20 protein-coding genes and 1 pseudogene are annotated in these 16,682 nt (G+C 58.4%); 12 read left to right on the top strand and 9 right to left on the bottom strand.

What is annotated here, in order from left to right:
* Nucleotides 1-3: 3 nt before the first annotated feature.
* The gene (locus EOS_RS41215) at nucleotides 4-1,350 is read left to right on the top strand and encodes a pyridoxal phosphate-dependent decarboxylase family protein (RefSeq protein ID WP_047897987.1); all 1,347 of its coding nucleotides are present in this window, start codon (nucleotides 4-6) and stop codon (nucleotides 1,348-1,350) included.
* 219 nt (nucleotides 1,351-1,569) lie between these two features.
* On the opposite strand, the gene EOS_RS41210 is transcribed toward EOS_RS41215, so the two are convergent.
* Together EOS_RS41210 and EOS_RS46795 are read right to left on the bottom strand one after the other, a co-directional pair.
* Nucleotides 1,570-2,319, bottom strand: a complete 750-nt coding sequence (locus EOS_RS41210; RefSeq protein ID WP_047897986.1) for a sulfite exporter TauE/SafE family protein — start codon at nucleotides 2,317-2,319, stop codon at nucleotides 1,570-1,572.
* Between the two features lie 103 nt (nucleotides 2,320-2,422).
* Nucleotides 2,423-2,590 (bottom strand): annotated as a pseudogene (locus EOS_RS46795) (transposase); the annotation flags it as partial.
* Between the two features lie 95 nt (nucleotides 2,591-2,685).
* Here EOS_RS46795 and EOS_RS41200 point away from each other — a divergent pair.
* The 11 genes from EOS_RS41200 to EOS_RS47685 all read left to right on the top strand — a co-directional run bounded on the left by EOS_RS41200 (nucleotide 2,686) and on the right by EOS_RS47685 (nucleotide 7,521).
* On the top strand, nucleotides 2,686-3,369 hold the full coding sequence (locus tag EOS_RS41200) for a tyrosine-type recombinase/integrase (protein ID WP_235443131.1): 684 nt from the start codon (nucleotides 2,686-2,688) through the stop codon (nucleotides 3,367-3,369).
* A gap of 171 nt (nucleotides 3,370-3,540) precedes the next feature.
* Nucleotides 3,541-3,768 carry a hypothetical protein gene (locus EOS_RS41195; protein WP_200908762.1) on the top strand — a complete coding sequence of 76 codons (228 nt, stop codon included), beginning with the start codon at nucleotides 3,541-3,543 and terminating at the stop codon, nucleotides 3,766-3,768.
* Between the two features lie 47 nt (nucleotides 3,769-3,815).
* Entirely contained in the window at nucleotides 3,816-4,106 is a 291-nt protein-coding gene (locus EOS_RS41190; protein WP_047897984.1) for a nucleotidyltransferase family protein, read from the top strand.
* Nucleotides 4,103-4,270 carry a ribonuclease HepT family protein gene (locus tag EOS_RS48630; protein WP_160312582.1) on the top strand — a complete coding sequence of 56 codons (168 nt, stop codon included), beginning with the start codon at nucleotides 4,103-4,105 and terminating at the stop codon, nucleotides 4,268-4,270. Before EOS_RS41190 ends, EOS_RS48630 begins: the two co-directional genes overlap by 4 nt.
* A complete protein-coding gene (locus EOS_RS41185; RefSeq protein WP_235443130.1) occupies nucleotides 4,248-4,526 on the top strand; it encodes a HepT-like ribonuclease domain-containing protein in 279 nt (92 codons plus the stop codon). Before EOS_RS48630 ends, EOS_RS41185 begins: the two co-directional genes overlap by 23 nt.
* 56 nt (nucleotides 4,527-4,582) lie before the next feature.
* The gene (locus tag EOS_RS41180; RefSeq protein ID WP_047897983.1) at nucleotides 4,583-5,053 is read left to right on the top strand and encodes a hypothetical protein; all 471 of its coding nucleotides are present in this window, start codon (nucleotides 4,583-4,585) and stop codon (nucleotides 5,051-5,053) included.
* A 77-nt stretch (nucleotides 5,054-5,130) separates the two neighbouring features.
* A complete protein-coding gene (locus EOS_RS43890; protein WP_053064247.1) occupies nucleotides 5,131-5,847 on the top strand; it encodes a hypothetical protein in 717 nt (238 codons plus the stop codon).
* A 68-nt stretch (nucleotides 5,848-5,915) separates the two neighbouring features.
* Nucleotides 5,916-6,179, top strand: a complete 264-nt coding sequence (locus EOS_RS46790) for a hypothetical protein (protein WP_152693268.1) — start codon at nucleotides 5,916-5,918, stop codon at nucleotides 6,177-6,179.
* The gene (locus EOS_RS41170) at nucleotides 6,125-6,661 is read left to right on the top strand and encodes a type II toxin-antitoxin system death-on-curing family toxin (protein ID WP_075645492.1); all 537 of its coding nucleotides are present in this window, start codon (nucleotides 6,125-6,127) and stop codon (nucleotides 6,659-6,661) included. Before EOS_RS46790 ends, EOS_RS41170 begins: the two co-directional genes overlap by 55 nt.
* Before the next feature lie 60 nt (nucleotides 6,662-6,721).
* A complete protein-coding gene (locus EOS_RS41165) occupies nucleotides 6,722-6,976 on the top strand; it encodes a hypothetical protein (protein WP_047897981.1) in 255 nt (84 codons plus the stop codon).
* A 38-nt stretch (nucleotides 6,977-7,014) separates the two neighbouring features.
* Entirely contained in the window at nucleotides 7,015-7,521 is a 507-nt protein-coding gene (locus EOS_RS47685) for a hypothetical protein (RefSeq protein WP_053064246.1), read from the top strand.
* A 561-nt stretch (nucleotides 7,522-8,082) separates the two neighbouring features.
* Here EOS_RS47685 and EOS_RS41150 read toward each other — a convergent pair.
* From EOS_RS41150 to EOS_RS41120, 7 genes are all read right to left on the bottom strand, one after another.
* Nucleotides 8,083-8,538: a MerR family transcriptional regulator gene (locus EOS_RS41150; protein WP_047897979.1), complete on the bottom strand. Its 456-nt coding sequence runs from the start codon at nucleotides 8,536-8,538 to the stop codon at nucleotides 8,083-8,085.
* Between the two features lie 512 nt (nucleotides 8,539-9,050).
* Complete coding sequence (locus EOS_RS43880) at nucleotides 9,051-9,458, bottom strand: DUF4148 domain-containing protein (protein WP_087882072.1); 408 nt, start codon at nucleotides 9,456-9,458, stop codon at nucleotides 9,051-9,053.
* 212 nt (nucleotides 9,459-9,670) lie between these two features.
* Nucleotides 9,671-10,060 carry a hypothetical protein gene (locus EOS_RS41140; protein WP_047897978.1) on the bottom strand — a complete coding sequence of 130 codons (390 nt, stop codon included), beginning with the start codon at nucleotides 10,058-10,060 and terminating at the stop codon, nucleotides 9,671-9,673.
* A gap of 160 nt (nucleotides 10,061-10,220) precedes the next feature.
* The gene (locus tag EOS_RS41135; RefSeq protein ID WP_047897977.1) at nucleotides 10,221-10,577 is read right to left on the bottom strand and encodes a copper-binding protein; all 357 of its coding nucleotides are present in this window, start codon (nucleotides 10,575-10,577) and stop codon (nucleotides 10,221-10,223) included.
* Nucleotides 10,574-13,792 carry an efflux RND transporter permease subunit gene (locus EOS_RS41130; RefSeq protein WP_047897976.1) on the bottom strand — a complete coding sequence of 1,073 codons (3,219 nt, stop codon included), beginning with the start codon at nucleotides 13,790-13,792 and terminating at the stop codon, nucleotides 10,574-10,576. The genes EOS_RS41135 and EOS_RS41130 overlap by 4 nt, the downstream gene beginning before the upstream one ends.
* Nucleotides 13,789-15,339, bottom strand: coding sequence for an efflux RND transporter periplasmic adaptor subunit (locus tag EOS_RS41125; RefSeq protein WP_047897975.1), 1,551 nt, complete (start codon nucleotides 15,337-15,339; stop codon nucleotides 13,789-13,791). Before EOS_RS41125 ends, EOS_RS41130 begins: the two co-directional genes overlap by 4 nt.
* Nucleotides 15,340-15,350: 11 nt before the next feature.
* Nucleotides 15,351-16,649: a TolC family protein gene (locus tag EOS_RS41120; protein WP_047897974.1), complete on the bottom strand. Its 1,299-nt coding sequence runs from the start codon at nucleotides 16,647-16,649 to the stop codon at nucleotides 15,351-15,353.
* Nucleotides 16,650-16,682: the final 33 nt, after the last annotated feature.

Raw genomic sequence — 16,682 nt, 5'->3', positions numbered from 1 at the left:
TCCATGAACGAGATTACCCTGCTCACCGAAGCCGATGACCGGGCCCGGCGCTACACCGAGTCCATCCCGGGGCGGCGAGTGTTCCCCGACGCAGCCGCGTTGCAGGCACTTGCTGCGTTCAACGAACCGCTGCCCACACGCGGATATGCTGCGCAAGATGTGCTACGGTTATTAGACGATACAGGTTCGCCTGCCACGGTGGTGTCGAACGGGCCTCGCTACTTCGGCTTTGTGGTGGGCGCGGCGTTGCCGGCCGCTGCCGCAGCGGAACGCCTGATGCTGGCATGGGACCAATGCGCATCGTCGTTCGACAATTCACCCGTCGCGGCCACGCTCGAACGGGTAGCGGCTGGCTGGGTGCTCGAAGCGCTGGACCTGCCTCGCGAGAGTGCCGTGGGGTTCGGAACCAGCGCGACGGCGTGCACGCTGAGCTGCCTTGCCGCTGCGCGTCGCGTGCTGCTCGCCCGCCAGGGCTGGGATTTCGACAACGATGGACTGGCAGGCTCACCCGAGGTCAAGGTCGTTGTTTCCGAGCTTGCGCATATCACCGTGAAGAAGGCGCTTCGCTTGCTTGGTTTTGGCATGAGCAAGATCATCGTCGCGCCGGTGAACCACCATGCTCAGGTGGACCCGGAACGCTTGCCCCCGCTGGACGACATGACCATCCTTTGTCTGCAGGCGGGCGAGGTCAACACGGGCGAATTCGATCGTTTCGATACGCTCATTCCTCGAGCCAAAGCTGCCGGCGCGTGGGTACACGTGGATGCCGCGTTCGGCATGTGGGCACGCGCTTCCTCGCATGCGGAATTGACACAGGGAATCGAGGCGGCCGATAGCTGGACCACCGACGCGCACAAATGGCTGAACACGCCCTATGACTGCGCCATGGCAATCTGCCGCGACAGTGAAGCGTTAGCCGCCGCAATGAACAGCGATGCGGTTTATTTGAGCGGGGCGAGAGACGCTCAGAAAAACCTGACGCTGGAGTTTTCGCGAAGGGCTCGCGGCATACCGGTTTGGGCCGCGTTGCGGACGTTAGGACGTGAAGGCGTGGCTTCCCTGGTAGATCAGCACTGTGCGCTGGCGCGTCGCATCGCAGAGGGTCTGCAGCAGGCGGGATTCGAGATCCTTAACCGTGTCGTGCTGAACCAGGTCCTGGTTCGCGCACGAACCGATGCACACACCGTTGCCATTCGTGAAGCAGTTCAAGCGTCCGGCGAGGCCTGGTTCGGGCCTACGATCTGGCAGGGGCGACCGGCGTTTCGGATCAGCGTGTCGTCGTGGCGCACCACCGAACAGGATGCGGACGCGCTCGTGCAATTATTGATCGAGACTGCAAAGCGTGGATAAGATGCCGGCGCCTGATCGCCGGGTAGCTTCCGGCGCGCCATGGCATTCGCGCTATTGGCGGGCTTCGCCGAGGCTAGCGACGCCGGTCGAAAAGCCCGCGAATATTGATCGCGAGACTGGCCAATACCGCGAGCGCGCCCAGTGTTTCAAGCAATGTAGAGAGCATCGAGGTAGATCTCCCGGGTGTTTGAAACCGGTGGAACGCCTCAGGCGCAACGTTTAAATAAAACGCCGTAACAGCAACTGAAGTCCGAGCGCCAGCATGCAGATGAAGAACCATCGGCGGAAGGTCGCCGGGCTGATGCGGCCACGTATGCGTTGACCGAGCCACATTCCGAGCAGCGCAGGGACGACAGCGAGCAGCGAGCCGGCGATGTCGTCGATCGCGAATGCGCTTTCTCGTGCGAGCCCGATGGCCAGCGCCACCGTGGATACGGTAAATGATAGTCCGAGCGCCTGGACCAGATCTTCTTTTTTCAGATTAAGCGCCTGAAGATAAGGAACCGCGGGCACGACAAAAACGCCTGTTCCTCCCGTCACCAGACCGGTCGCGAGGCCGATGACCGGAGACAGCCGCCGCTCATGCCGTGGCGACACGAAGAAGCGCCAGGACAGCAACCCGGAGGCCGCATAGAGCGTCAGCGCGGCCCCGAGCCCCGCGACGGCCCAGACTCCGCCGCTACCCGCAATGAACGACGCCGCGGCCACCGTGCCGATCGCGATGCCCGCCATCATCGGCCAGAAGCGCCTGACAAGCGCGACCACACCCGGGCCTGCAAGAAGCTGCCAGACGTTGGTGATGAACGACGGCAGGATCAGCAGCGACGCAGCCTGGGCCGGCAGCATGAGCGTTCCGAGCACACCCATTGCTACGGTCGGCAAGCCCATGCCCGTGACGCCTTTTACGATGCCGGCGATCAGGAAGGTCAGGGCAATGACAGCGACACGCGCGGCGGCAGGAGAGGTCATCGATATTTTCCGGGAAAACGATCTGCCTCATTCTCCCCAGATTCGCGACCGCCACAATGCGGAAGATACGTACTGTGCCTTAGGGTATAACTAAGAGGCGGTTTCAAAAAGGCTGAATAGATCGCTTAAGGGTGCTCCAGCAGATGAGGCAAGCGGTGAACTTCAGGAAGGCTTCATGGATCTTGGCAAGTCGCTCGTAGTGCACTCGAAGACGATGGAAATTATGGAACCAAGCATGAGTACGTTCGACTACCCATCGATACTTTTCGAGGTCCGCTTGGCCGACGGAGCGTTACGCTTGAAAAAGAGCCTTTTGGTTTCTCTCTCTGAACAAGATCGAAATCGAACCCGTTCAGAGGCCAGCATGTGTCCCGTAAGCCCATAAAACGCGCCCACGCGCTTTCGCCGAGCGAAGTTCGGCATCTCCTTCGAGTCACAGAGGCGACCAGCCGGTATCCTGAGCGCGACGCGGTAATCCTGTTGCTAGGCTTGTCGTGCGCTATGCGAATCTCCGAAATAGCGCAAGTCACGGTTGCAGACTTCTATTTCTCGAGCGGCGAGCTACGGCGAGAAATCTCACTACGTGCCGCGATCACGAAGGGATGCAGGCAACGTTGTATTTTTCCATCGTCGCCCAAACTCATCGCTGCCCTGCACCGATACGTGGCTTTTCGTGGCGAGCGCGATATCGGAACTGCTTTCGGTCGCACCGAATATCACGGGCTAAATCGGCATCTACCGCTCATCCTCAGCCGGAAAGGCTACCCTTACGCACTGAGTTTGAAGCGCCGGGAAGACGCGCAGGGCAAGTGGACCGACTATTGGGCCGCTGACTCGCTACAGGCATATGTCACGGGTTTGTACCGCGCGGCAGGCACGAACGGAACTAGCCACAGCGGCCGGCGCATCTTCGCTACCAAGGCGCTAGCAAATGGCGCATCCATCGAACAGGTTCAATTCCTGTTGGGACATGAGGATATTGACCAAGCAAGCCGGTATATCGACGTGTCGGATGCCGACGCATCGCGAGCATTTTCTGAGGTCATTTGAACCAATTCACCACCTCAAAGACTCGTCCGAACCATTAAAACATAAGCGAGTGATCTGAGCCTGATCAGCCGCTCAAGAGAACGCCGAAGTTCGCCGTTAGCAGGGGTATCCTCGCGGTTTTCAGCGGTGCTATGATAGGCAAGTGTGCCTACTATCAATCGCAGAATTAGTATGTCTATGACCAACAGAGAAAGATTCCTCGCGTTGCTCGCCGATTCCAGTGTTACGCAGGTCGAGAGCGCGGGCCTGATTGCTGAGCAGACACAGCGGCCATGCTCCGCGCGTACGGTGCGTTCGTGGATCGCTTCGCCGGAGACGCCCAGTGCGCGCCCCTGTCCAGACTGGGCGATCGAGGCGCTGGAGCGGCGCCTGAAAAAGCTCAAAAAGGTAGTTGCTTGAATAGGCACATGTGCCTATTATGATGAATCTTGAATTGGGAGATTTCCATGAGACCTTCTATGGCCCTTGACGCGCATCGCGCAGAGATTCGCCGGATTGTCGAAGCCAACATGGCGACGAATCCGCGAGTCTTTGGTTCGGTCGTCCGTGGTGAGGACAAAGACGGTAGCGATATTGACATTCTGGTCGATGCGCTGCCAGGCGCGACGCTGTTCGATCTGGGCGGCATTCAGTACGAGTTGCAGGAACTGCTCGGAGTACGCGTCGATCTGCTGACGCCTCGCGATATTTCAGTGAAATTCCGGGCGGATGTGTTGGCCGAGGCGGTGCCTGTATGAACGCGAAGCAGCGTCAGTTGCGCCTGCAGGACTATCTCGAACATATGCTCGAAGCATCGCGTCTTGCGCAGCAGTATCTCGCTGGAATCGACAAAACTGAATTAATTCTTTGCCAGCTGAATGATCCAGCAGGCCGTGCTGATGAACATCGTCATCATTGGTGAAACGGCTACGCAGATTCGTGACGAGCACCCGGATTTTGTAAAAGCCAATGTCAATCCCGCAGTACCGTGGCACAAGATGATTGGCATGCGAAACCGGATGGCGCATGGTTACTTCGACACGGATTTCGAAATTGTCTGGGACACGGTGAAGACGCACCTCCCGGTGCTTGAATATTTTCTCGCGACTCGGATCGAGCAGCAAAACGGCCCCGAGTCGGATGCTGCGACGCCTTCGTCGCCCGACTTCGGTATGTAAAGGAAAAGACCAGCGGTATCGAACGGTTCAAGCATGATGACAAGGACGGTTTCAAAATGGACACTCAAGACGCTCGAATCGCTGAAAGGATCGTTTTATGCAAACGGGAACGCCGAGCATATGAAATCTGGCTTAAGACGCTAACGCCAGCGAATTTCTTGCTCGTCGGAGTTGGCGGTGTAATGTCTCTCGTGGCAGGGCTTTCTATCATTACAAAGGCTGAGCTGCTCCAACCTCAGACCGCCGGCTGGATAGCAGTCGTAGGGGCACTACTAACCGGACTTCACAACCGGCTTAAATGCGATCCCCACCAGAAGGAATGCACCAAGCTTGCCAATCAGTTTGCCGAACTTCAAACCGAATACGAACGCCTTCAAGTTGAAACCGATATGAGCACAAAAACAATGCAGTTACTGGTGCTGGAGCATAGGTTGGCTGTCATCAGAGGTGGAATGGGCGCGCGGCCCAGCCAAAGCAGCATTGAACGTGCGGACCGAGAGATCGACGCCGCTGCGGACGCTGTCTGAGTCAAGGCAAAAGCCGGCCGGGCCGGCGTAAGGAAATCAACGAGAACTATGGAGATTCAATCAAAAGACATGACGAAATGGCGACGAATCCGGATTTAATTCAGCTGCTTGCGACGGGCCTCTTCGGGCGCTTACAACAAGGCGACGTCGCATCTTTAACGTTCGAGCGTACGCCGCTGCTGCTTTCGAAGAATGAAGGGGCCGCTGCTGCTGCTGGTCGAGCGGTTTGGTTGGACGAGCCTGGCGGCTGGTTTGCGACTGATGAAAGCGACGTCAATGCGCTCGTAGAGTGGATGCCGGAGTATGTGGCTCCCTATTTCTTCTTGGCGTCGAATCAGCAGCGCTGTTGGAAATGCGGCCGCGCTACATCCGTGGTTTGTCTTGCGTCAAAGGGCGGGTACCTTGCCAGGCACTCGCTTGATGAGGACGAAGCTGACGACGTCGAGGATGCGGAACAAGTGGCATGGTCAATTGCAGACTCCGGAACTTTCATCGGAAATCTAACGTTAGTCAACGGCAGAGTGCGGCGCTTCCTCGCGGAAAATTGTCCAAACTATCGAGTGGATTTTAGCAAGATGGCTGAGAGCAGCTACTTCATGAACCACTGCGATTATTGTGACGCGAAGTTTGGCGACTTCTTTATGCACAACGAACCTGGCGGAGCGTTTTTCCCCACTACCGAGCATGAGGCAAGTTTTATCCGGATGCGCCGTGTAGACATGCCGTTATTGGTGCAGGGAAGCGCCTCGATCACCACCCCGGACCTTGTCCCATTTTGCAGTGTGTTCAATTGAACGGAAAAGGATCTGGTGTGAGCTTCGGCTTGCACGTTGACCGATAGTTGGCAAAGGATGCTTCTCACATGATCAATTATCTGTCGGCCATCGACATCCTTTACATTCATGATGTGCTGGTTGTCGTTTTCGCGAATGACGGCGACCCGATTTCTCCGTCTGGGCCGCGCGATGAAGGTCTAGTTGAATCGGCGGCGAACAGACCGCGAACAGCGTTGGGCTCGACTGAGAAATATCGAACAGTTGATGGAAAGGCTGCTGCTCTTTTCACTCGCTGGTGCAAAACCACGCCTTTCACAATGGAAACAAACGTACAGCGCTCGTCTCGATGATCCGTTTTCTGGACCTGAATAATATGCGTGTCACCGCAACAGATCAGGAATTTTTCAACTTGGTCACCAGCGTCGCACGTGGAAGTCTCCCTGATGGTGATCGCAGATTGAGTTCGGAGGAATTGGTCGCCGGCATTGAGGACTGGATTGAGAGACGCTGCTCAAGAATCGTGCGGGCAGTGAGTGAAGTGCGAGTTAGGGACTTTCTTGATAAGGTCAAGCAAGCTGGTGGTCGTGTGAAAGAGAGCGCCGACAAGCATGCCTGGATCGTTTACGGCCCGCTTGAGAAAGGGAAGAATGTTCGCATTGCCAAGAAAACAACCTGCATGGCTGGGATGCCTGCACGTGCTTTTGCTCGGAAAATTGGCTTCACAGACGGTCAATCAGGAATTTCCTTCGACGATCTTTCTGCGGGTGTTCAGCCGGAACAAAGGATTATCGGGGACCTGATAGAGGTATTGCGGTGGCTGGCTCACGCATAACCGTTCCGTGCGTTGTAGGCGCCGCCTCGACGTTAGACGGGCTGGAAAAGAGGTTCAACGATGCATCAATGGCAAGGTAAAGTTTGGATACCGCCGTCAGCAGATTTGGAACTTCGCAACGTCCGCCGTGCTGATGGTGAGCTGATCGATAGCGTGACATGGGAAACGCTGCGTCCGCGTGATCAAATCAGTCTGGTATTGCTCGATGAATCTGCAGGTCCGACCGGCGAAGTCGTCAACGGAGCATTCGAAGAAATGCGCAGACGGTTTCCCGAGTGGCATCTGGCCGGTTGGCATGACCGCTTAATGGATTAAGAACGGAAAACACGGGAACCAACAACAGGGACACACAGATGGATGATCTAGACTTGATAAAAACCATTCCGCCTGAAGTCCTCAAGGCAGCTTACGAGGATACGCTATCGCCAGCGTTGAAGGAGACGGGAAAGTTCGGCCTTGACCTTGTTAAGGCATTGCGATTGGTGGCGCTTCCGATTCAATATGCAGCGGCACTTCAGGATCGACTAGCTACGCATCTTCGGAAATCTATCGAGCGTGTCCCGGAAGATCGGCGGGTTCCGCCAGTAGAATCGCTTGCATTGCCTATCGCAGAGCAGCTTAAATATTACGACGATTGGTGCGCGACAATTGGGAAGTCCGCTCGGGTTGCCGCATGCGGAGCAGATCACACGACATATCTGCGTCGAGGGCTGGAGCGCCATCGGCACAATCCGATGTCACACGACACGATGTCTAAAAATTCGATGTCCCATGATTCCATGGGCAAGCAGAACGACAAGATGAAGAAACACGACACGACGGCTATGGCTCATCCGGCATCCGACGCGAAGGCGCATTAAGTTGACGCCTTTCCGGAAGAGGACGTATCCAGAGCGGTAACCCTTCCGGAACGAGAATTTCCGTGATGAGGGTACAGTCCAAAACCTGCATCGCACAGCCGCGCCCGCCCGGGACTCTGTGCTGTTTGTCGCGACAATCGACAGCATAGGCAATAGCGGGTTCCTTCGCACACAAACAGGTGTCTATCGGTCTCGCGGCGCGAAGATGGGAGATGACATTGCCATGTCAGGCGGGCACGTCACATCGGGAATCGCCAGGGCGCTACGCGCGGGCGTGTCGGCAACGTATGATCATGCGGGTGCTGTCGCGGCTGAAGGGATAGGGCCGCATCGCGAGCGGGCCGTCGACATGTTTCGCAAGGGCACCGGGTACCACTGGATCGTGCGGAATGTGCGCGACGAAGATGCTGTGCATGGCCCGTCGAAGCGAAGCGGTGTTCTGGTAGTGGCACCTGCCAAAGGCAGTCAGGCGATCAGGAGGCACGGCAGTGACCTGATCGCCCACCTCACGATCCTGGTTTTGAGGAACGTTCAATACACCGGCAGGCCCACCTGTACCCGTCAGTCAATGGACTGCGACGCGGCTTTCCCGGACTCCCGGGGCGTCTGGCTCTCCGTTGTCTGTACGTCTCCCCGACTGATTTCCTCTAGGATGAGGCACGATGATCGTTGATTGCCCGTGCAACGATCCACGAGATGCAGAAGCTTATCCCGCGTTTCGGCGAGTTCGTCAATCTGGGTGTCAAGTGCGGCGATATGCTCCTCTACGATCGCCATGACCCCAGAGCCCGCGTGCTGTGGATCCTGCCAGATGGCAAGAAGGATGCGGATCTGTTCGATGGAAAATCTCAGTGCGCGTGCCTGGTGGATGAACCGCAATAGACGAACGTCATTCGGACCATAAATCCGGTACCCGCCCTCCTTGCGTCCAGCGACCTGTATCAGACCGATACTTTCGTAGTAGCGGATCATTTTTGTCGAGACACCAGAGGCGTTTGCTGCCTGTCCTATATTCATGGCACACCGTGCAAGTCAGAAAAATTTCGCGGTCGTCTCGACCACACCTGAGCTTTCCGTACCAACGCTGAGCCTGGTCACGGTTGCCCGGTTATGGACGGGACGAGTTCAATGCAGCACTTCAAGTCATTGCAATATCAAGGCTCGTTGGAGCCGCTCTTCCCGAAATGAAGATAAGCAGAACGCCTGATACCCCGACCATGGATTCCCCTCGGGCTTTGTTGCGGTATTCGTCGTGTTCTGGTCAGGCTCAGTCCGGACCTGCGCGTGGCTCGATTAAACGTGCGTTCATCGTTGTTTCAATGATCCACGGCCTTCCTGGCACGATGGGACCGCGACTCGCCGCGGCACTAAAAATCGCTTCCGGTCGCCGACGAGACAAATGCTTCTCTCGCCGGGACCCGGGACAAACCAGCTGTAATCACAACCTCTTTCTCGTTTCAGCTGCGCTCACCGCCTTGGGGGGCGTTTCATGTGATAAAGACCGAGCATCCGGATAGCAATGTCCGCGCTCAGAGTTTTTTCGCTTTCCTTATAATCCAGCCCCGCGTCTTTCCCGCCGTGGAGACAGTGTTCAGCACGCCCCCCCGTTGCAGCGTGACCTGCGGGGTTTGCGGCGCAGCTTCGCCCTGCTTCTTCCATGACTGCTCCGCCAGCGCGAAGTCGATGCGATTGCGCGCGATCGTCGCGGCACTGGGCGGATAGTTATGGCCTCCTGCGGGAATCAGCCCCGCTTCCTCCGCCTGGATCAGTTCGGCATACACCTGAGCCCGCGTCTTTCCCGTCGCGGGCGCAGTGTCCTGCCTGCTCAAGGATTGCGGTGCGGCCTGCGCGGTCTGCGCAAAGACCGGCGGGACGGAGACGGCGGCGCCCAGTGTGATGAGGAGAGCGGCAAGTTTCTTGACAGTTTGCGTATTCATTTTGTTCATCCAGTTTAAAAAGTAGAAGGTAGAAAGTAGAAAATTCGGTACTGCGTTTTTTTGTAACGGTCAGGGTTCGAAGCAGTGTGCGTTTTCAGGAATCGCGTGGCATGGGGCGCTCCTTTAATGACGGTTGGGTACGCATTCCGCAAAGCGTGGACGAGTGTTTCCAGTACCGGCTTTTCAGCGGCACGTCAGACATCGATTGCGTGCTAGATGCGGAAAACCTGGAAGAGAACGCGAGCAGGCGGAGACGCCGCGCTCAAAGGCGGCCCGGCATCGCCGGGCACATGCAATTGCACGGCACACGTCTGGACGCCCGGGTGTCCCCAGATCATCGGCAGCCAGACTGCCGATGACGGCGTGGATTGAGGCGCATGGTCTGTCTGGCCGGTGTTGTCGCAGTGGGCCTGACAGAGGTTGCCCGTGAGTTGATCGTGCGAGTCACCATGCACGTTCACCGAAACCGGCGTAGCGGCGACGCTCGATGTGCCGACGTTGCTGGCATTCGAGCAGGCATAGGCGGTCACCCAGAGCTGACCAGCGATCAATGCAATGATCGCGATCAACACAACAAGGGTACGTTTAGCTTGCCGATGCATGGTGGGGAAACAATCCTCAGTTCGTTAAATTAAGTATCAAGCTTCCAGCGTTAGGAGAGTCAAGCAAAAATCTTTAGATCTATTAAAAAAATACAAGACAGGTTGCGGGGATGCGTCATTCACCGCACCGTGGATACGCATCCCCGCGTGACGCCAATCGTTATCGCTTCATCAGTGTCACGATGGTCAGCGTGCCGTCAACGTTTTCAACGCGGACCTTGACCTTCTCGCCTTCCTTCGCCTGTTTCACCATCGACGCATCCTTCGCCTTGTAAGCCATCGTCATTGCCGACATGCCGATATTCTTCAGCGCGCCATGCTGAAGCGTCACCATGCCGGTCGACGTGTCGACTTTCTTGACGACTGCGTCGGTAAGCGCTGAGGTGTGCGGTGCCATGGCGCTCATGGCATCGCCATCCATCTTCATGCCGGCCATGTTGTTGTCCGCTGCCAGCGCCGTGCTAGCGAGCGTAACGGTGGTAAAGAACACAGCGCCCAAATTCACCAACTTCTTCATTGCTCTTCTCCAGAGTGGGGTTGCGGCACAAGCGTGCCAGTAGGTACTGCGTGAGATCGAACCGTTTGTTCGGCGAGATTTTTGCTGCGTGCGATACGCCGGCGTTGTAGCAGCAGCCAGGCGGCCGGAATGATGAACATCGAAAGCAGAGGCGCGGTGACCATGCCGCCCACCATCGGCGCGGCGATGCGCTGCATCACTTCGGAGCCGGAACCATGACCCAGCATGATGGGGATGAGGCCCGCGAGCACGACTGCCACCGTCATCGCCTTGGGCCGCACGCGCAGAACGGCGCCTTCGCGGATGGCATCGACAAGCGTCGCTTCGGTAAAGGGTTCGCCTCTAGCGAGTCGCTCGTTGAGCGAGCCTTTCAGGTACAAAAGCATCACGACACCGAACTCGGCCGCCACGCCCGACAACGCGATAAACCCCACCGCAGTGGCAACGGACACCGCGTGCCCGAGGATCCAGATCAGCCAGAAGCCGCCGACCAGGGCAAAGGGCACCGTCGACATCAGCAATAGTGCGTCGCCCGCCGAGTTGAACGTCAGGAAGAGCAGCACGAAAATGACGACAAGCGTCACTGGAATCACCGTTCGCAATTTGGCGGCCGCCCGCTCCAGATACTCGAACTGGCCAGACCATGCGATTGAATAACCCGGCGGCAGTACGACGTTCTGCGCCACCGCCGTCTGCATCGCCTTCACGGCCGATTGCAAGTCCGTGTTGCGAATGTCGACGTAGACGTAGCCCGACAACCTTGCGTTCTCGCTGCGGATCATCGGTGGGCCATCGGAGATTCTGATACTGGCCACGTCGCCCAGTGTGATCTGCGCGCCCCGGTCGGTCACGACCGGCAACTGACGCAGATTGTCGACTGAGTCTCGGATCTCCCGTGGATACCGGACATTGATCGGGAATCGCTCGCGACCCGCAATGACTTCACCGACGTTATCTCCGCCGACCGCCGATGACACGATGGACTGGATGTCGACCACTGACATGCCATAGCGGGCCGCCGCCAACCGATCGATGTCGACGTCGATGTAGTGGCCACCGTTCAGGCGTTCCGCCAGCGCCGACGTGACACCTGGGACGTTCTTCACGACGGACTCGACCTGCGTGGCGATCTTGTCGATCTGCCCAAGGTCTGCGCCTGATATCTTCACCCCCACGGGCGTCTTGATGCCGGTCGACAACATGTCCAGGCGATTGCGAATCGGCGGCACCCAGACATTCGACAGGCCCGGAATCTTGACTCGCGCATCGAGTTCATCCACCAGCTTCTCGGGTGTCATGCCAGGGCGCCATTCGCTGCGTGGCTTGAACTGGATGGTGGTCTCGAACATCTCGAACGGCGCCGGGTCCGTCGCGGTGTCGGCCCGTCCCGACTTGCCGAACACGGTTTTCACCTCAGGAACGGTCTTGATGAGCCGGTCCGTTTGCTGCAACAGTTCGGCGGCCTTGTCTGCCGAGACGCCGGGCAGCGCGGTCGGCATGTAGAGCAGGTCGCCCTCGTCGAGCGGCGGCATGAATTCGCCACCGAGCCGCGACACGGGAATCATCGTGACCCCGAGCGCGACGACTGCCAACCCAATCGCCACCCACGGCCGACGCAACGTCGCTTCGAGCAACGGGCGGTACAGCCGAATCAGCACACGGTTGATCGGATTGGCGTTCTCATGCGGAATCCGGCCTCGGATGAGATAGCCCATCAGCACCGGCACAAGCGTCACGGACAACCCAGCGGCGGCCGCGATCGTGTAGGTCTTGGTGAATGCCAGTGGCGCAAACAGCTTGCCTTCCTGACCTTCGAGCGAAAAGACCGGGATGAACGACAGCGTGATGATGAGTAGCGAGAAGAACAGGGCCGGCCCGACCTCGGACGCGGACTGCGCGATCAGGTCCCATCGCTGGGTATTAGTGATCGGTGTATCAGGGTGTTTATGGTCGTACGCTTCCAGATGTTTGTGGGCATTCTCGATCATCACGATGGCGGCATCGATCATCGCACCGATGGCAATCGCAATACCGCCCAACGACATCAGGTTTGCGTTGACGCCCTGATAGCGCATCACGATGAACGCGGTCAGCACCCCGAGCGGCAGCGAAAGTATCGCGACGAGCGCGCTGCGCAGGTGGAACAGGAACACCGCGCAGACTAGCCCGACGATGATGAACTCCTCGATGAGCTTGTCCTTGAGGTTGTCCACCGCACGCTCGATGAGCTGCGAGCGGTCGTACGTCGTCACGACCTCGACACCCGGCGGCAGCGATTTCTTTAGGTTGTCGAACTTCGCCTTGACCGCTTCGATGGTCGTCAGCGCGTTCTTGCCCGAGCGCAACACGATGACCCCCCCGGCGACTTCACCTTCGCCGTTCAGCTCGGCAATGCCTCGGCGCATCTCCGGTCCGACTTGAATGCGGGCGACATCGCCGAGCAACACCGGCGTTCCTGTAGCGTTGGTGCGCAGAACGATATTGCGGAAGTCGTCGAGCGAACGCAGATAACCCGAGGACCGTACCATGTACTCGGACTCGGCCAGTTCGACGACTGATCCCCCGGACTCCTGGTTGGCTTTGCCAATGGCGTCCGCAACGCTCGCTTGGGTGATGCCGTAGGCGCGCAGTTTGTCTGGATCGATGACGACCTGGTATTGGCGCACCATGCCGCCGATGGACGCGACTTCCGAGACATTGGGGACCGCCTTTAGCTCGAACTTCAGAAACCAATCGTTCAAGGCCCGGAGTTGCCCGAGATCGTGTTTGCCGGTGCGGTCGACTAATGCATATTCATAGACCCAACCGACCCCCGTTGCGTCAGGGCCGAGCGACACGGTCGCCCCCGGCGGCAAACGGCTCTGCACCTGGTTCAGATATTCGAGCACGCGCGAACGAGCCCAATACGGGTCGGTCTTGTCGTCGAACAGAACGTAGACGAAGGCATCCCCGAACGACGAGTAGGCGCGAATGGTTGTTGCCCCTGGAACCCCGAGCAGTGTGGTTGTAAGCGGATACGTCACCTGGTCTTCGATGACCTGGGGCGCCTTGCCGGGATACGAGGCCTTGATGATGACCTGCGTGTCCGACAGATCCGGGAGGGCATCGAGCGGCGTCTGGGTCAGCGAATAAAAGCCCCAGGCCGCGACGAGCACGGTCGCAAGCAGTACGAGAAACCGGTTGTAGATCGACCAGCGAATAATGCGCGCAATCATTTCATACCTCCAACCGGTTCGACCTTCGTCAACTGATATCCGTCATCCGACTGCCTGAAGACGAAATGCACGGACTCTCCGGTCTTGATTTCTGGAAAGGCCGCAGGAGAGGGCTTGCCGAACGTCATGGTCATCGCACCCCATCCCAACGCCGGCACGGGTTGATGCGAGAACGTGATGTCACTGGAAGTGATTTTTTCAACCTTGCCGGTCGTCTCGTAGGTTTGCGCGGCAGCAGGCGCGGAAGCAGAAGCCGAAGCTGACGCTGGTGCCGACGCTCCGGGCGCGGCACTTCCTTCGAGTTTCGGCAATATCGATTTCAGGCTCGCTTCCGAGTCGATCAGGAACTGGCCGGAGGCTACGACCTGCTGGCCCTCGGTCAGGCCGCTCGTCACTTCGGTGTTGTCGCCCGCGTCGTTGCCGACTGTGACCACGACAGGCTGCATCCGGCCGTCGTTGTTCCTGACGATGACGATCGTCCGTTTTCCGGTCGTGATCACGGCTTCAGACGGCACGAGCAGGCGCGACACCGGCTTCGCCCCGCTGATCCGGGCGCGCATCAGCATTCCAGGCGTCAGCTTCTGCCCGGCATTGTCGATTTCGAGGCGCGCCTGCAACGTGCGGCTATCCGTGCTGATGCCGGGCAGAATTTCACGGATATGGCCACTGAAGTGCTGCGACGGGTCGCCGGCGAAAGCCGCATCGACCACCATGCCCGGCTGCACCTGCAAGGCGAGCGATTCAGGTATTTCCACGATCAGCCACAGCTTCGACAGGCCTGCAACCTTGGCGAGCGTTTGCCCCGGCACCACCATGGCGCCATCGCGGACGTTTAGCTCGGTCAGCACGCCCGCTTCCTGAGCGAACAGTGTCACGTGCGTCTGCGCTTTGCCGCTCCGGTCCAGGCTCGCGATGAACCCTTCCGGAATCGACATCGCTCGCATGCGAGCGCGGGCCGCTTCAAGCAGGGCGTCATCCATGCCGCCACGTTTGAGCGCCAGATATTCTTCCTGCGGCGCCAGCCAGTCCGGAACAAACAGCGACGCGATCGGCGCGCCCTTGGCCACCCGTTGCATCGGCGCGCTGGCGTACAGATGGTCGATGTAGCCCGTCACGCGCGACTGGACGACGTCGGCCGTCGATTCATCGAACTGCGTGGTGCCGACCGCGTCGAAACCTTCAGCTGTGCCCTGCCGGCGCACCGTGGCGTATCGGATGCCGAGATTCTGTTGAAGCCCTGAGTCGACCCGGATTCCGCTGGAGCCGCCTTCGTCCGCAAAGACGGGCTGCAGCTCCATGTTCATGAAGGGAGATTTCCCGGGCTTATCGAAGTGCTGGTTCGGCGTCATCGGGTCATGCCAATACAGGACCTTGCGGCCGGTCTTTGGGTCGACCTTGTCTCCGGGTTCGGATGGGGTCGCGGCCGCGGCTGACGCCATGGGCGCATCCGTTGCGGAATGACGGGTGCCAACGATATAGCCGGCACCTAACAGCACGGCTGCGGCAAACACCGCTGCGACGGTGCGTACGAGTGGTTTTTGGTTCATGTTCGTTATCCTTATTGTCTGGCGGTCAAGTCAGGCGGCAAAACCTGATATTCCAATTGAGCCCAAATCAGGTGAACCTCGCGTTCAAGGTTCAGCACCTGAAGGTTCGCTTCGAGCTGCGTGTGCCTTGCGTCCAATGCGTCGGCGAGCGTGCCGGCACCGGATCGATAGGCGGCATCGGCGAGCTCCGCTTTCTGTTCAGCAGCGGGAAGAACGGTTTGCTTCACGTTGGTTAAACGGTCCCGGCCGCCGGTGAGCTTTACCGTCAGGCTTTGGATATCGGCCACAACCTGCCGCTCGGTGTCTTCATACGTGAGCCGTGCTTGCGTGCCCATTTCCGACTTTTGCTCAACGTCGCGATCTTCGACATTCCTACGGTTGATGGGCAAGGGGATGGAGACGCCGAACGACACGTAGTCCGAGAAATTTCCTCCTCGCTTGAAATAGGTCAGCCCCCAGGTCCAATTCGGGCTTCTATTGCTTCGGGTGACGTCGGTGTCGGCATCGGCCAGAGAGATGGCTGAACGGGCCGCGATCAATGTGGGCTGGACCTGATTGAGTTGATCCGCGCTTAAACCGGACACTTGCGACTCGAGCGCCGGTGGGTCGCCGGCGACCTCAAGTACGTTGCCTGCCGCCGTCCAGCGCGACAAGACAATCAATGCGGTCTTCTCGTTCTGCTGCGCATTGATCAGTTCGTCACGGGCATTGCCGAGGGTCAGGCTAGCCTGAGCTACATCCACCGCAGCTCCTTTTGCACCGCGATATGACGCCTGTTTTGCCGTGAGTTCCTGGCCCAGATGGTCCACCAGAGCCTGGTTCAGGGTGACCGCCTTTTTTGCATATAGGGCATTGAGCCACGCCATGGCCGTTTGCTGACGAACTTCGGCCACCTTTCCCAGGTACGTCGATCTATCAAGGTCTACGGTGCGATTAGCCAATGCCGTGCGTAATCGGCGTTTGTCCTCAGACACCCACTCCTGCTCGATGCCGATGCCGCGCATCGTGAAATTGTCCTGCCCGATAGTGAAGGCTTGCGACCCGTTGACCGGTAGGTCTTCGACGCTCAGCTTCAGCGTAGGATTAGGTAGTTGTCCGGCTTTGACGACTACGTCAGAGTTTCCCCGGATCAGGGCTTGCGTGGCCTGGATCGAGGAAGAGTTGCTGGTCGCTATTTGAAGCGCCTCGTCGAGTGTCATGCCTTTGTCTTCAGCGTGCGCCGCGCCACTCGCAAACACGAAGAGTGCTGCCAATGCCAAGCAACGCAGTGGCCCACGCCGGACGGCCGACGTGAAATGTGGGAAATGCATGTGTACCTCGAATGGTCGATTCCCGTATGGACG

This window comes from Caballeronia mineralivorans PML1(12) (assembly GCF_001028175.1).
Classification (GTDB): domain Bacteria; phylum Pseudomonadota; class Gammaproteobacteria; order Burkholderiales; family Burkholderiaceae; genus Caballeronia; species Caballeronia mineralivorans.
The sequence above is the reverse complement of the archived record's forward strand: the minus strand, read 5'-3'. Positions and strand labels throughout refer to the sequence as shown.

What these genes read in the sequence shown, in the direction of transcription:
- EOS_RS41215 (WP_047897987.1), top strand. Translation starts at nt 4, where the DNA reads ATGAACGAGATTACCCTGCTCACCGAAGCCGATGACCGGGCCCGGCGC.
- EOS_RS41210 (WP_047897986.1), bottom strand. Translation starts at nt 2,319, where the DNA reads ATGACCTCTCCTGCCGCCGCGCGTGTCGCTGTCATTGCCCTGACCTTC.
- EOS_RS41195 (WP_200908762.1), top strand. Translation starts at nt 3,541, where the DNA reads ATGTCTATGACCAACAGAGAAAGATTCCTCGCGTTGCTCGCCGATTCC.
- EOS_RS41190 (WP_047897984.1), top strand. Translation starts at nt 3,816, where the DNA reads ATGAGACCTTCTATGGCCCTTGACGCGCATCGCGCAGAGATTCGCCGG.
- EOS_RS48630 (WP_160312582.1), top strand. Translation starts at nt 4,103, where the DNA reads ATGAACGCGAAGCAGCGTCAGTTGCGCCTGCAGGACTATCTCGAACAT.
- EOS_RS41185 (WP_235443130.1), top strand. Translation starts at nt 4,248, where the DNA reads ATGAACATCGTCATCATTGGTGAAACGGCTACGCAGATTCGTGACGAG.
- EOS_RS41180 (WP_047897983.1), top strand. Translation starts at nt 4,583, where the DNA reads ATGGACACTCAAGACGCTCGAATCGCTGAAAGGATCGTTTTATGCAAA.
- EOS_RS43890 (WP_053064247.1), top strand. Translation starts at nt 5,131, where the DNA reads ATGGCGACGAATCCGGATTTAATTCAGCTGCTTGCGACGGGCCTCTTC.
- EOS_RS46790 (WP_152693268.1), top strand. Translation starts at nt 5,916, where the DNA reads ATGATCAATTATCTGTCGGCCATCGACATCCTTTACATTCATGATGTG.
- EOS_RS41165 (WP_047897981.1), top strand. Translation starts at nt 6,722, where the DNA reads ATGCATCAATGGCAAGGTAAAGTTTGGATACCGCCGTCAGCAGATTTG.
- EOS_RS47685 (WP_053064246.1), top strand. Translation starts at nt 7,015, where the DNA reads ATGGATGATCTAGACTTGATAAAAACCATTCCGCCTGAAGTCCTCAAG.
- EOS_RS41150 (WP_047897979.1), bottom strand. Translation starts at nt 8,538, where the DNA reads ATGAATATAGGACAGGCAGCAAACGCCTCTGGTGTCTCGACAAAAATG.
- EOS_RS43880 (WP_087882072.1), bottom strand. Translation starts at nt 9,458, where the DNA reads ATGAATACGCAAACTGTCAAGAAACTTGCCGCTCTCCTCATCACACTG.
- EOS_RS41140 (WP_047897978.1), bottom strand. Translation starts at nt 10,060, where the DNA reads ATGCATCGGCAAGCTAAACGTACCCTTGTTGTGTTGATCGCGATCATT.
- EOS_RS41135 (WP_047897977.1), bottom strand. Translation starts at nt 10,577, where the DNA reads ATGAAGAAGTTGGTGAATTTGGGCGCTGTGTTCTTTACCACCGTTACG.
- EOS_RS41130 (WP_047897976.1), bottom strand. Translation starts at nt 13,792, where the DNA reads ATGATTGCGCGCATTATTCGCTGGTCGATCTACAACCGGTTTCTCGTA.
- EOS_RS41125 (WP_047897975.1), bottom strand. Translation starts at nt 15,339, where the DNA reads ATGAACCAAAAACCACTCGTACGCACCGTCGCAGCGGTGTTTGCCGCA.
- EOS_RS41120 (WP_047897974.1), bottom strand. Translation starts at nt 16,649, where the DNA reads ATGCATTTCCCACATTTCACGTCGGCCGTCCGGCGTGGGCCACTGCGT.